Origin of the sequence: Streptomyces sp. NPDC052299, from assembly GCF_040679335.1 — a bacterium.
Taxonomy (GTDB): Bacteria; Actinomycetota; Actinomycetes; order Streptomycetales; family Streptomycetaceae; genus Streptomyces.
On sequence record NZ_JBFAUP010000004.1, the window covers coordinates 63674 to 76349 of the forward strand.

Here is a 12676-nt window from a genome sequence, read left to right on the forward strand (position 1 = left end):
ATATCAACGGTATGGAGCAATCCGGACGGCCTATGACCGATCCGGACACAGTGGCCGTGCCGGGCCGTGCGCAGGCAGGACAGGAGGCAGCAATGGGCCGTGACGTCGGGCCACGGGTACGCGTTCCGCAGCAGCGGACCCCCGAGCGGGGCCCGGAGGACGAGGCCGCGCTGCACTTCTCCGTACTCGGCCCGGTCCGGGCCCACCGGGGCGGCGAGACGCTGCCGTCCGGCTCGCCCCAGCAGCGGGCGCTGCTGACCGCGCTGCTGCTGCGCGGCGGGCACACGGCGACGGCCGCCGAGCTCATCGACGGCATCTGGGGCGACGAGCCGCCCTCGCAGGCGCTGGCCGCCGTCCGCACCTACGCCTCCCGGCTGCGCAAGGTCCTCGGCCCCGGAACGCTGGTCAGCGACTCCGGCGGCTACGCGATACGCACCGGCGCCGACGCGCTGGACCTGACCGTGGCTCAGGAGCTGGCGGCCGGGGCGGAGAAGGCGCGGGCGGGCGGCGACCGGGACGCGGCGCGGGCCCTCCTGAACAAGGCGCTCGGCCTCTGGGACGGCGAGGCGCTGGCCTCCGTGCCCGGCCCCTACGCGGAGTACCAGCGCACCCGGCTGGAGGAGTGGCGGCTCCAGCTCACCGAGACCCGGCTCGATCTGGACCTGGAGGCGGGCTGCCACGCGGAGGCGGTCTCCGAACTGACCGCGCTCACCGCCGCGCACCCCCTGCGCGAACGCCTGCGCGAGCTGCTGATGGTGGCCCTGTACCGCAGCGGCCGGCAGGCGGAGGCGCTGGCCGTCTACGCGGACACCCGGCGGCTGCTCGCCGAGGAGCTGGGGGTCGATCCGCGCGCGGAGCTGGGCCGGCTCCAGCAGCGCATCCTGCGCGCCGACGAGGAGCTGGCCCGCCCGGCGGACGACCCGGCCCCGGCCGCGGCTCCGGTCCGCCCGGCCCAGCTGCCCGCGACCGTCCCGGACTTCACGGGGCGGGACGCGTTCGTACGCGAGCTGGGCGACCGGCTCTCCACGGCGGAGGGGTCCGTGATGGCCGTCTCCGCGCTGGCCGGCATCGGCGGCGTCGGCAAGACGACGCTCGCCGTCCACGTCGCCCACCAGGCCCGCAGACACTTTCCGGACGGGCAGCTGTACGTCGACCTCCAGGGCGCCGGGGCCCGGGCCGCCGAGCCGGAGACGGTGCTCGGCGCGTTCCTGCGCGCGCTCGGCACCGCGGACTCGGCCATTCCGGAAACGCTGGACGAGCGGGCCGCGCTCTACCGCTCCACGCTCGACGGGCGCCGGGTCCTGGTGCTCCTGGACAACGCCCACGACGCCGCCCAGATCCGCCCGTTGCTCCCCGGCACGGAGGGCTGCGCGGCGCTGGTCACGAGCCGGGTGCGGATGGTCGACCTGGCGGGGGCGCACCTGGTCGACCTGGACGTGATGTCGCCTGAGGAGGCGCTTCAGCTCTTCACCCGGATCGTCGGCGCGGAGCGGATCAGCTCGGAGCGGGAGGCCGCGCTCGACGTGGTCGCCGCGTGCGGCTTCCTCCCCCTGGCGATCCGGATCGCCGCCTCCCGGCTGGCCTCCCGCCGCACCTGGACCGTCTCGGTGCTGGCCGCCAAGCTGGCCGACGAGCGCCGCCGCCTGGACGAGCTCCAGGCGGGCGACCTCGCGGTGAAGGCCACCTTCGAACTCGGCTACGGCCAGCTGGAACCGGCCCAGGCCCGCGCCTTCCGGCTGCTCGGCCTCGCGGACGGCCCGGACATCTCCCTGGCCGCCGCGGCCGCCCTCCTCGACCTGGACCCGCACGTGGCGGAGGACCTGCTGGAGGCGCTGGTCGACACGTCCCTGGTCGAGTCGGCTGCCCCGGGCCGCTACCGCTACCACGACCTGGTCCGCCTGTACGCGCGCTCCTGCGCGGAGCGGGACGAGCAGGAGACCGGGGAGCGGGAGGCGGCGCTGTCGCGGCTGCTGGACTTCTACCTGGCGACGGCGGCGGGGGTGTACGCGCTGGAGCGGCCGGGTGACCGCACCGTGGACCACCTGGAGCACACGGCTCGCCCCGGGCTGTCGTTCTCCGATCACGGCCGGGCCCTCGACTGGCTGTACGCGGAGGCGAGCCCGCTGCTCGCGTGCGTCCAGCAGAGCGGTGCGGCCGGCACCGTCCGGCGTGCGGTGGATCTCCTGCTCGCCGCCAAGGACCTCGCCGAATCGGGCGCCAACTCACGCCAGTTCGAGTCGGCCGCGACGACCGTGCGGGACGCCGCGACCGCGGTCGGTGACGCCCGCTCCGAAGCGCGGGCGCGGACGACGCTCGCCCAGGTGCACAGCACCGCGGGCCGCTTCGACAGAGCGCAGGACGAAGCCCGGCTGGCCATGGCCCTCGGATCGTCGGTCGATGACGTCTGGACCCACTGCAACGCACCGAACGAGCTCGGGATCATCGCCGCCTACCGCAATCAGCACGACGAGGCGGAAGTCCTCCTCCAGCAGACCATCACCGCGTTCCGGGCCGACGGCAACCAGGCGGGCGAGGCCAGCGCCCTGTGCAATCTGTCCCGCGTCCATCTCGCCATCGGGCGGACGGCGAGTGCCGTCGAGCTCGCCGGCCGGGGCATCGACCTCTATGCCCGCCTCGGACTCACCCTGCGCCTGGCGAACGGCCGTTACGCGCTGGGCCTCGCCCTGACCCGGGCGGGCCGGCAGGACGAGGCCGAGGGACGTCTCACCGAGGCCCTTTCCGTCTTCCGGGACAGCCGCCAACGGCTCTGGGAGGGGATGACGCTCTTCCGGCTGGCCGAGGTGCACCTCGCGGCCGAGCGCCCGGCCCGCGCGGCCGAGTACGCCGAGCAGGCGCTGACGGTGCTGCTGCACATCGGCGGCGAGTGGCGCCGGGCCAACGTGCTGACCGTGCTCGGGCAGGCGCTGGACGGCATAGGTCAGGCTGACCGCGCCAAGGTCTGCTGGCAGGAGGCGCTGGGGATCTTCGACCAGCTGAAGGCGCCCGAGAGCGGCACGGTGCGCGGCCTGCTCGCCCGTACTTCGCCCCAGGCTCACTGATCCGCGTTCATCGTTCGTTTATCGCCGCCCGGCAGTCTCGTACCCGTCGGAACGTCGCGTCGGGGGGCAGGCGATTCGACAGTGGAACCGCGCACTAAGGTGAACGGCTCTGAACAGCCCGTCCGGCAGTCCACGGGGGAACGGCCGGACGGGCTTTGCCGACCAACCATGCACCCAGCATCGGAGTTCACAGCATGAGCAACGACAAGAAGACCAAGGTGACCGCACCGGCGCCCGGCACCACGGACACCGTCGAGCCGACGGACAGCCACATGACCAGCGAGCCCGAGGTCAAGCCGCTGGACAGCCACATGACCGGCGAGCCCGAGATCACTCCGCTCGACAGCCACATGACGGGCCCGGACCCGCGTTGAGCCAACTGGCGGGACCACGGGGGTAGGGGGAACGGCCGCGGCGGCGCGGAGGGGATGCCGCCGCGGCCGTCACGTTTGCGCGCGGCGCGGTCCGGTCAGTAGCTCAGCTCGGCCGTGACCTGGCACTTCTTCACGCGGGACACCTTGCGCGGGCTGTCCATCCGGACGGACACGGTCTTCGTGTCGCCGTAGTCCGCCTCCACGGTCGCCTCGCCCGTGTCGACCACGCCGCCCATCGCGTCCAGGAACGTCACGTCCACCTCGTAGGTGTGCGTGCCGGAGGCGACCGGGGTCAGGCGGACGGTGGACGCGGTGACCGCCTTGCGCTTGCCCTTCGCGGGCTGGGCGCAGCGGAAGACGTACACCTGCGGGGCGTCCGACGCGGTGGCCGTGGGGGTGGGGTCGGTGGACGTGGAGCCCGAGGTGCCGCTCGACGAGCCGTAGTCGTCGTCGTAGTCGTTGTCCGAGTCCGTGTCGTGGTACGTGCCGTTGCTCTTCTTGGAGTTGGAGCACCCGCCACCGCCGCCGCTGCCGTGGCTGCCGGACCGGCTCTTTCCGCTCTTCCCGCCGTGGCTGCCGCTCGAGAAGCCGGTGAGCGCGAGCACCACCGCGACCAGGACCACCGTCAGCTTGACGTGCTGCCGTCTCATCGAATCCGCCCCCGATTGTCTGCTGTTGTACGCCGCCGGCCCGGGTGGCCGGGCGACACGGAACCGTAGCGCACAGCATGGCGCGGTTCGACCGGCGGTCCGGTCATGGCCCTGTCACGGTCTCGTCCCCGTCTGGTGGCGGCCGTCACACGGGCGGCGTAGCGTCTGGAGCGAGAGCGCTCTGGAGGTACGGAGATGATCCGCAACGCCCGCGGTGCGGTCCTCGCTCTCACCGGAGCGGCGGCCGCCGTGCTGAGCCCCTTCCGTGTCCGGCGCGACGGCCGCCCCGGGCGCCGTCGCCGTCGCCGTCGCGCGTCGGCGGACGACCCGGCGGGCCCCGCCGCCCCCGACACGTGGCCCCCGACGTGGGAGCCCGGGCCTTCGGTCCAGACGAGCCCGTGGCCGGAGCCGGAGGGGGACGACCCTTACACCGGGCCCGACGAATCGAGCCGGTCCGGCGATTAGGCCGGGGTTCACGTGCGGGCGCGGGTGCCCGTTCCGGTGCCCTTCAGCGCGTCCAGCGCGTACACGCAGCGGTCCTTGCTGCACGCGTACACCACGCCGCCCCGGACCACGGGCGAGCCCGTGATCTCGCCGCCCGTGGCGAGCTTCCAGCGGAGCTGGCCGCCCGCCGCGTCGAGGGTGTACAGGACGTGGTCCGCGGAGCCGAAGTGGACGCGGCCGTCCGCGACGACCGGGGCGCCCACCACCTCGCCGCCCGCCGCGAACCGCCACTTCGGGGTGCCGGTGACCGCGTCGAGGGTGTAGAGCGCGCTGCCGCTGCCCACGTGGACGTTGCCCGCGACGACGAGCACCGGCTCCGTCGACTGCCGGGCCTCCGTGGCGATGCGCCAGCGGTCCTTGCCGGTCGCGGCGTCCAGGGCGTACACCGTGCCGAGGTAGTCCGCGAGGTAGACCCCGCCGCCGGTGACGGCCGGGCCGGGGGCGAAGGCGGGCGGGGACAGGAAGACCGCCGGGCACTCGAAGTGCCAGCGGACGTGCCCGGCCGCGATGTCCACCGCGAGGACCCGCGTCCCCGCGGCGACGTACACGTAACCGTCCGGCGCGGGCGTCACGCGGACCGGGACGCCGCCGCAGGAGGCCGCGTCGCCGATGGGGTACGACCAGCGCTCGACGCCGGTCCGGGCGTCGAGGGCCTTGAGGCGGGCGTCCTGCCAGACGTACACCGTGCCGTCGTGGATGACCGGCCCGCCCTCCGGCGTCTCGAAGTCCGTCTGCGCGCCGCTCAGGTCCCACAGCTTCTCGCCGGTCGCCGCCTCCCACGCCTGGACGCCGCCGCCCCGGGTGGCCGTGACGACCGTGCCCCGGTCGGCCTTGAGCGCGTACACCCAGGCGTCGGCGCCCACCCGCCACCGCTCGGCGCCGCCGGCGGCGTCCAGGGCGTAGAGGGAGGGGCCGTCCGACGCGTGGATGCGGCCGCCGTCGACGGCCATCGCCCAGGCGACGTCCCGGGTCTTGAACTGGCGCCGCCCGTTGCCGGTGTCCAGCGCGTGGACCTCGAAGGACGTGACGTACAGCAGGTCGCCGACGACGACCGGCGTGCCCCACACGTCGTTGGACATGCGGAACCGCCAGGGCCGCCACCGGGCGGGCCCGGACTGCGCGGTGTCGGGCGCCTGGGCCGGAGGGGGCACGGCGGCGGGCGGGGGCGTGCCGTTGACCCCGGCGGGCGGGCGGACCCAGTCGGTCGCGGGGCCCGCGTCGGCACCGGCGGCCGCGGCGCGGACGTCCTGGACCCGGGGCCCGGGCCCGATCGGCACCTGGACCCCGGTCAGCCGGACCGGCCCCCCGGCGTCGGGCACCGACGGGGCGACGGACGGGGCGGGCGGCGCGGGCGGTGCGGGCGGCGTGACCGGGGCGGCCGGGGCGGCGGCCGGGGTACGGCCACCGCCCCGGCGCCGTTCGATCAGCGCGGTCGCGGCGGCCGGCAGCCACGCGGAAGCCGTACCGCCGTCGTCGTCACCGCCGCCGGAGGCGAAGAGGTGCGGGGCCAGCTGGGCCTGCAGGTCGGCCGGGGTCGGCCGCAGGGCCGGGTCCGCCTGCATGCACGAGTCGATCAGCGGCCGAAGATCGTCCGGCAGGCCCGACAGGTCGGGGCTCTCGCGCAGCAGCATGAACACCGTCTCGACCGGGTTGGCCCCCCGGTACGGCGCGTGCCCGGTCGCGGCGAAGACCAGCGTCGAGCCGAGCGAGAAGATGTCGCTGGCCCCCGTCACGCTCCGCGAGTCCCGGGCCTGCTCCGGTGACATGTACGCAGGTGTGCCGACGGCCACGTTGGTCATGGTGAGCCGGGTGTTGGAGACCCCGGACGCGATGCCGAAGTCGATGACCCGGGGGCCGTCCTCCACGACGAGCACGTTCGACGGCTTCATGTCGCGGTGGACGAGCTGCGCCCCGTGGATGGACTGCAGGGCTTCCGCGATGCCCGCCGCCAGCCAGCGCACGGCCTGGGTCGGCATGGGCCCGCACTCGTTCACGATCTCTTCGAGCGAGGGGGCGGGCACGTACGCGGTGGCGAGCCAGGGCACGGCGGCGCGCGGGTCCGCGTCCACGACGGCGGCCGTGTAGAAGCCGCTGACGGCGCGCGCGGCCTCCACCTCGCGCGTGAAGCGCACCCGGAACAGCTGGTCCTCGGCCAGTTCCGTACGGACGGTCTTGATCGCCACCCGGCGGCCCGACGCGGACCGGGCCAGATAGACCAGCCCCATGCCGCCGGCCCCGAGTCGTCCCAGCACCTCGAAGGGGCCGATCCGCCTCGGGTCGTGCTGCGTCAGCTGCTCCACTACTTGCCACCTCCCCGTACGGACCTCAGGGGACAGAGGTCCGCGAAAATCCCGCCGGGTGCAGCGTCTCATCCATGGACGCGGCCCGGCGGTGCGCACCCCGATTGTTCCTGGCCGGGGCCCCGGTTGCGAACCCGGGGGCGGATCGGGGTGTCCTGTGCCACTCCGCCCGTATCAGGACACAGGCTCCTGAAGTACGGCGAACTCGGCACCCTGGTCGTCCTGGAGGACCGCCATCCGCCCGTACGGGATGTCCAGCGGGGGTTCGGTGACCCGGCCGCCGAGCCGCTGGACGGCACGGGCGGTGTCGTCGCAGTCCGCGACGTTGAAGTAGTTCAGGAAGTGGCTGGGCAGCTCGGCCGGAAAGGCGGCCGTGATGACGCTCCGCCCGCCGACCGCCGTCTCGGGGCCCGGTGCGGTGCCGGGCGGGGACCACGTGCGGAAGTCCACGCGGTGCTCGTCGGTGTCGGGGACGTCCAGGGGCGAGTCGTCCACGTCCGCGCCGCGGAAGCCGAAGACCTCCTCGTAGAAGGGGTCGACGCGGTCCTTGGCCCGGGTGTGGACCTCGGTCCAGCAGAAGGAGCCGGGCTCGTTCTGCTTCTGGAAGCCCTCGCGGTCGCCGGCCTGCCAGAGGCCGAAGACCGCGCCGCCCGGGTCGGCGGCCTGGGCGAGGACGCCGTGGCGCCCGGCCGGGACGGGCTCGGTGATCACCTGGCCGCCGGCCGCGCGGACCCGGGTGACCGACGCCTCGATGTCGTCGGTGGCGAAGTAGACGCCCCAGGCCGTCGGCATGCGGCCGTCCTTCTTCGCGGCCAGCGCGGCGACGAGCCTTCCGTCGCTGAAGGCGTCGGCGCGGGGGCCCTCGGCCGGGCGGAAGGTCCAGCCGAACAGCTCGCCGTAGAAGCGCTTGCCCGCCGCCAGGTCGGGGAGCTGCACATCCACCCAGCACGGTGCGGACTGCGCGAACGCGGCCATGGGCCCGGTCCTTCCGTCGTCGGGGTGACGCCCGTCACCGTCACGGTAGCTTCACGGTGCGTGCGGCGCGCCCCGGAGCCTTCACGAACGAACAAAGGTTCGAAAGTTATCCACCGAAGTTATCCACAGGCTGTTAATAACACTGTTCGGACTGTGGGCGACGAACACCGAGACGGGCCGACGCGGGCCCCCGCGCGGGGACCGTTCCCCATTTGCTTCGGCCGAATCGCGCTCGGATCACCCGTCGGTAAGCTGACGGCATGACAGGACAAGTACGCACCGTCGACGGCCGCGTGGCCGGCCGACGCGGCCAGGCGACGCGGCAGAAGCTGCTCGACTGCCTCAGCGAGATGCTCAGCTCCTCGCCGTACCGGGACGTCAAAGTCATCGACGTCGCCCGGAAGGCGGGGACTTCACCAGCGACCTTCTACCAGTACTTCCCCGACGTCGAGGGCGCCGTCCTCGAACTCGCCGAGGACGTCGCCAGGGAGGGGGCCGGGCTGACCGAACTGGTCGCCGGACGCTCCTGGGTCGGCAAGGCGGGCTGGCAGACCTCCGAACAACTCGTGGAGGGCTTCCTCGACTTCTGGCGGCGCAACGACGCGATCCTGCGCGTGATCGACCTCGGCGCGGCCGAGGGCGACAAGCGGTTCAACAAGATCCGCATGAAGGTCCTGAACTCCGTGACGGGCTCCCTGACGGAATCCGTGAAGGAGCTCCAGGCGAAGGGCAAGGTCGACAAGGACATCAGCGCCGCCGCGATGGCGGGCTCCCTGGTCGTCATGCTGGCCGGCGTCGCCTCGCACCAGAAGGGCTTCACCTCCTGGGGCGTCAAGCAGGCCGAACTCAAGCCGAATCTTGCGCAGTTGGTGCACCTCGGCATCACGGGCAAGAAGCCGGCGAAGTAACGATCCCCCGCTGGGGCGACGCGCGGCGACCCCGGCGCCCCCAGGTCCTGTCTCACCGACGGCGGACCACACCTGTGGTCCGCCGTCGGCGTATCCGGACGGGGGTCACACGGGGACGACCGTCAGCACCCCTTCGAGCCCCTTGAAATCGCCCGCGTTACGCGTGAACAGCGGCAGCTCACCGACCGAGGCGATCGCGGCGATCATCAGGTCCATACGCCGGGGCCGGGGGTCGCGGCCCGCGGCAAGGGTCATGGAGACCAGGCTCCCATAGCGCGCGGCCGCCTCCCCGTCGAACGGAAGCGGCTCGAAATCGGCCACGGCGGCACCGAGCTTCTCCATGCGCGCAGCCCGCCCGGCGGCGTCCTTGGCCATCGCCACGCCCTGCTGCAGCTCGGCCATGGTCACGGCGGTGAGCAGGGGGAAGGCGGGAAGGTCCTCCGCCCGCAGCAGGTCGAGGTCGATGTACGTGCAGGTGTCGAGTACACCCACCCGGTAACGCTCAGCCACGAGACCGCTCCCAGGGGTCGTCGTCCCCGGCCCGGTCCTCGTCGCCGAAGAACTCGTCCGCTTCCTGCCGCATGAGGGCACTGTCCACGCGTGGCAGACGCCTGTGTCTCGCCACCAGTTCTTCGGCACTCAGGCACCGCTTCCGCGCGAGCGGGCGGAGCTCCGCAACTTCGATGCCGTTGCGGGTGATGTGGAAGACCTCACCCGCCTCCACCGCGTCCATGACGTCGGCGGAGCTGTTCCGGAACTCCCGCTGCGTAATCGTCCTCATGCAACCAGCGTAGCGCGCCGTGCTACGCCGCGCTACGGCGAAACCCTTCATCGCGCCCTGATCGCCCCCACCGGGCACGCCCGTACCGCCTCCGCGACCATCGGGCCCGGCTCCGCCTCCGGGAGGAGTTCGCTGAGACCGTCCTCGTCCTGGGTGAAGACCTTCGGGGCCGCCAGGGCGCACTGGCCCGCGCCGATGCACACGTCCTTGTCGATGTCGATCCGCATGGGGCTCTCCTCCGTCACCACGTCACCGGCAGTTCCAGCAGGCCCTGCACCGTGTCGCCCGGTTTGAACGGGACCTCCTCCGGGGGCACCGCGAGCCGGAGGCCCGGCAGGCGGCGGAAGAGCGCGGGCAGGGCGATCTCCAGTTCGGCGCGGGCCAGGTTCTGGCCCAGGCACTGGTGGATGCCGAAGCCGAAGGCGACATGGCCCCGCGCCGCGCGCCCGAGGTCCAGCTCGTCCGGGTTCCCGAAGACCGACGCGTCCCGGTTGATCACCGCGGTGGACAGGAGCACGCCCTCCCCCGCCCGCAGCGTCTCCCCGCCGATCTCGATGTCCTCCACCGCCACCCGGGACAGCCCGTCCGCGATGGACAGGAACCTCAGCAGCTCCTCCACGGCGGCCGGGACCGCCTCCGCCCCGCCGCCGGTCAGCCGGGCCAGCTGGTCCGGGTGCCGGAGCAGCGTGAACGTGCCGAGCGAGATCATGTTCGCGGTCGTCTCGTGCCCGGCCACGAGCAGGATCTCCGCCAGCCGCACCAGGGCGTCCCGCTCCACCGCCCCGGTCTCCAGCTGCTTGGCGATCAGCTCGTCCAGCAGCCCGTCGCCCGGCTCGCGCCGCTTCCGGGCGATCAGCTCGCGGAAGTACGCGTCCAGGTCCTCCCGGGCCGCGACGACGTCCTCCGGCCCGGGGCCCCGCAGCAGCTTGCGCGAGCGGTCCTCGAAGAACTCGTGGTCGTCGTACGGCACCCCGAGCAGCGCGCAGATGACCATGGACGGCACCGGCAGCGCGAAGGCGCCCACCAGCTCGGCCGGGGGACCCTGCGCCACCAGGGCGTCGAGCAGCCGGTCCACGGTCTCCTGGATGCGCGGCCGCAGCGCCGTCGCCCGCCGGACCGTGAAGCTCGGGATCAGCATCCGGCGCTGCGCGTTGTGCTCCGGGTCGTCCACGCCGATCAGTTCGACGCGGCGCTGCTGGACCGCGGCGAGCCTCGGCGCGAAGAACGGGAAGTCCGGGTGCGAGCGGTCGGACGACAGCCGGGGGTCGGTCAGGAGCGCCCGCGCCTCCGCGTGCCCGGTCACCAGCCAGACCGTACGGCCGTCGAAGAGGCGGACCCGGGACACCGGGCGCTGCCCGCGGCTCTCGCTCGGGTAGCCGGCGGGCGGGTGGTAGGGACAGGAGCGGTTCTGCGGAAAGGCGACGGGTGCGGACTGGGTCTCTGTCATGCGGACCTCGCAGCGAGGGGGGTGGGTCCTGCTTACCGATCACCCTCACTAGATGCCTCAGGCATCTACTTGGCCTAGGTGATGTTCGGCCATGTCCGCCGAACGGAGCAACGGCATCCACTTTCGGCCGCCGAGGAGCACCATGGAGACAGGCGAGGAGTGGAGGTCGGCCATGGCCGGAACCCGTAGCCGCTACGCCACCGACCGTGGCCTGACGACGCGCATGGTCACCACCATGTTCCTGATCGGGCTGCTGTACGTGGTGCTGGTCGGCGTGCTCCTGGCGGTGCTGCGCGGGGCCTGGCCGGTCATCCTGGTGATCACCGGGGGCATGTTCGTCGCCCAGTTCTGGTTCAGCGACCGGATCGCCGCGTTCAGCATGGGCGCCCGGGAGGTCTCCCCCGCCGAGGCGCCGGAGCTGCACGGGGCGATCGACCGGATATGCGCCCTTGCGGACATGCCGAAACCGCGCGTGGCGATCGCGCAGAGCGATGTGCCGAACGCGTTCGCGACCGGGCGCAGCCAGAAGTCGTCGCTCGTCTGCGCGACGACGGGGCTGCTGCGCAGACTGGAGCCGGAGGAGTTGGAGGGCGTCCTCGCGCACGAGATGTCGCACGTCGCGCACCGGGACGTGGCCGTGATGACGATCGCCTCGTTCCTCGGCGTCCTGGCCGGGATCATCACCCGGGTCGCGCTGTGGGGCGGCTTCGCCCGCAACAGCCGGAGCAACGACCCGGTCGGCGTCCTCGTCCTGCTCGTCCCGCTGGTCAGCGCGGTCGTCTACGCGCTGAGCTTCCTGCTCACCCGGCTGCTCTCGCGGTACCGGGAGCTCACCGCCGACCGCACGGCCGCCCTGCTCACCGGCCGCCCGTCGGCCCTCGCCTCCGCCCTCACCAAGGTGAGCGGCCAGATGGCCCGGATTCCGACGGAGGACCTGCGGAAGGCGGAGCCGTACAACGCCTTCTACTTCGTCCCGGCCTTCGCCTCGAAGGAGAGCATCGGGCGGCTGCTCTCCACGCACCCGACGCTGGAACAGCGCCTCGACCAGCTGGCCCGCATCTCGGCCGACCTGTCCCGTCCGTAAGGAGACCCCGTGGGCCTGCTCGACACGATCCTGGGCCGCAGCAAGCCGGTCCGCCCCGATCTCGACCAGCTCTTCGCCGTCCCGTCGGCCGCGCTGACGCTCCGGGCCGCGACGGGCTTCGCACCGACGGGCCTGGGCTCGGTCTGCTTCGCGGGCGTGGAGGGCTCCGCCTTCGCCCGGGTCCGGCAGGACGTACACGAACTGCTCGACGCGGACACCGGGCGCGGCGGCATCCCGGTGGAGTTCAGCCGCGACGCGTACGGCTACACCTGGCTGCTGGCCCGTCAGCCGCCGGAGGACGCCGCCGCGCTGGTCAACGACCTGCACGCGGTGAACACCCTGCTCCAGGACGGCGGCTTCGGCCCCCAGCTGCTGTGCTCGCTGGTCGCGTTCCGGGACGGCGAGGGCCGCTCGCTGGCGCTGGTGTACCTGTACAAGCGCGGCACGTTCTATCCGTTCGCGCCGGTCCCGGGCGGCGCGGAGAAGCGCGACAACCAGCTGGAACTGCAGGTCCGCGCCGCCCTGGGCGACGACCTCCGGGTGGAGCGGGACCTGTCCCGGTGGTTTCCGGTGTGGGGGGCGCCGGGGCTGTGA

General features: G+C 73.1%; 12 protein-coding genes. 5 read left to right on the top strand and 7 right to left on the bottom strand.

The window, feature by feature from the left end; all coding sequences use genetic code 11:
- Positions 1–92: 92 nt before the first annotated feature.
- Positions 93–3059: a BTAD domain-containing putative transcriptional regulator gene (locus tag AB0L33_RS08090; protein WP_365678801.1), complete on the top strand. Its 2967-nt coding sequence runs from the start codon at positions 93–95 to the stop codon at positions 3057–3059.
- 194 nt (positions 3060–3253) lie between these two features.
- Positions 3254–3433 carry a hypothetical protein gene (locus AB0L33_RS08095; protein WP_365678803.1) on the top strand — a complete coding sequence of 60 codons (180 nt, stop codon included), beginning with the start codon at positions 3254–3256 and terminating at the stop codon, positions 3431–3433.
- A gap of 95 nt (positions 3434–3528) precedes the next feature.
- Here the strand turns inward: AB0L33_RS08095 and AB0L33_RS08100 are convergent, their stop codons facing one another.
- The 3 genes from AB0L33_RS08100 to AB0L33_RS08110 form a co-directional block, all read right to left on the bottom strand.
- Positions 3529–4083, bottom strand: coding sequence for a hypothetical protein (locus AB0L33_RS08100; protein ID WP_365678805.1), 555 nt, complete (start codon positions 4081–4083; stop codon positions 3529–3531).
- A 473-nt stretch (positions 4084–4556) separates the two neighbouring features.
- On the bottom strand, positions 4557–6887 hold the full coding sequence (locus tag AB0L33_RS08105) for a PQQ-binding-like beta-propeller repeat protein (RefSeq protein ID WP_365678807.1): 2331 nt from the start codon (positions 6885–6887) through the stop codon (positions 4557–4559).
- A gap of 174 nt (positions 6888–7061) precedes the next feature.
- Positions 7062–7862 carry a VOC family protein gene (locus AB0L33_RS08110; RefSeq protein WP_365678809.1) on the bottom strand — a complete coding sequence of 267 codons (801 nt, stop codon included), beginning with the start codon at positions 7860–7862 and terminating at the stop codon, positions 7062–7064.
- Positions 7863–8122: 260 nt separating this feature from the next.
- Here AB0L33_RS08110 and AB0L33_RS08115 point away from each other — a divergent pair, with 260 nt between their 5' ends.
- The gene (locus AB0L33_RS08115; protein WP_365678810.1) at positions 8123–8770 is read left to right on the top strand and encodes a TetR family transcriptional regulator; all 648 of its coding nucleotides are present in this window, start codon (positions 8123–8125) and stop codon (positions 8768–8770) included.
- A gap of 105 nt (positions 8771–8875) precedes the next feature.
- Here the strand turns inward: AB0L33_RS08115 and AB0L33_RS08120 are convergent, their stop codons facing one another.
- The 4 genes from AB0L33_RS08120 to AB0L33_RS08135 are packed head-to-tail and all read right to left on the bottom strand — an operon-like array spanning position 8876 to position 10998.
- Positions 8876–9280 carry a type II toxin-antitoxin system VapC family toxin gene (locus AB0L33_RS08120; protein WP_365678812.1) on the bottom strand — a complete coding sequence of 135 codons (405 nt, stop codon included), beginning with the start codon at positions 9278–9280 and terminating at the stop codon, positions 8876–8878.
- Positions 9273–9551, bottom strand: a complete 279-nt coding sequence (locus tag AB0L33_RS08125; RefSeq protein ID WP_365678814.1) for a type II toxin-antitoxin system prevent-host-death family antitoxin — start codon at positions 9549–9551, stop codon at positions 9273–9275. Before AB0L33_RS08125 ends, AB0L33_RS08120 begins: the two co-directional genes overlap by 8 nt.
- A 47-nt stretch (positions 9552–9598) precedes the next feature.
- On the bottom strand, positions 9599–9778 hold the full coding sequence (locus AB0L33_RS08130; RefSeq protein WP_328901660.1) for a ferredoxin: 180 nt from the start codon (positions 9776–9778) through the stop codon (positions 9599–9601).
- A gap of 14 nt (positions 9779–9792) precedes the next feature.
- On the bottom strand, positions 9793–10998 hold the full coding sequence (locus AB0L33_RS08135) for a cytochrome P450 (protein ID WP_365678816.1): 1206 nt from the start codon (positions 10996–10998) through the stop codon (positions 9793–9795).
- 172 nt (positions 10999–11170) lie between these two features.
- Here AB0L33_RS08135 and htpX point away from each other — a divergent pair, with 172 nt between their 5' ends.
- Both htpX and AB0L33_RS08145 read left to right on the top strand, forming a co-directional pair.
- Positions 11171–12082: a zinc metalloprotease HtpX gene (gene htpX / locus AB0L33_RS08140; protein WP_365678817.1), complete on the top strand. Its 912-nt coding sequence runs from the start codon at positions 11171–11173 to the stop codon at positions 12080–12082.
- Positions 12083–12091: 9 nt separating this feature from the next.
- On the top strand, positions 12092–12676 hold the full coding sequence (locus AB0L33_RS08145; RefSeq protein ID WP_365678818.1) for a hypothetical protein: 585 nt from the start codon (positions 12092–12094) through the stop codon (positions 12674–12676).

Excerpts from the sequence above, each read along its gene's own strand:
- AB0L33_RS08090 (WP_365678801.1), top strand. The coding sequence starts at position 93 with ATGGGCCGTGACGTCGGGCCACGGGTACGCGTTCCGCAGCAGCGGACC.
- AB0L33_RS08095 (WP_365678803.1), top strand. The coding sequence starts at position 3,254 with ATGAGCAACGACAAGAAGACCAAGGTGACCGCACCGGCGCCCGGCACC.
- AB0L33_RS08100 (WP_365678805.1), bottom strand. The coding sequence starts at position 4,083 with ATGAGACGGCAGCACGTCAAGCTGACGGTGGTCCTGGTCGCGGTGGTG.
- AB0L33_RS08110 (WP_365678809.1), bottom strand. The coding sequence starts at position 7,862 with ATGGCCGCGTTCGCGCAGTCCGCACCGTGCTGGGTGGATGTGCAGCTC.
- AB0L33_RS08115 (WP_365678810.1), top strand. The coding sequence starts at position 8,123 with ATGACAGGACAAGTACGCACCGTCGACGGCCGCGTGGCCGGCCGACGC.
- AB0L33_RS08125 (WP_365678814.1), bottom strand. The coding sequence starts at position 9,551 with ATGAGGACGATTACGCAGCGGGAGTTCCGGAACAGCTCCGCCGACGTC.
- AB0L33_RS08130 (WP_328901660.1), bottom strand. The coding sequence starts at position 9,778 with ATGCGGATCGACATCGACAAGGACGTGTGCATCGGCGCGGGCCAGTGC.
- AB0L33_RS08135 (WP_365678816.1), bottom strand. The coding sequence starts at position 10,998 with ATGACAGAGACCCAGTCCGCACCCGTCGCCTTTCCGCAGAACCGCTCC.
- htpX (WP_365678817.1), top strand. The coding sequence starts at position 11,171 with ATGGCCGGAACCCGTAGCCGCTACGCCACCGACCGTGGCCTGACGACG.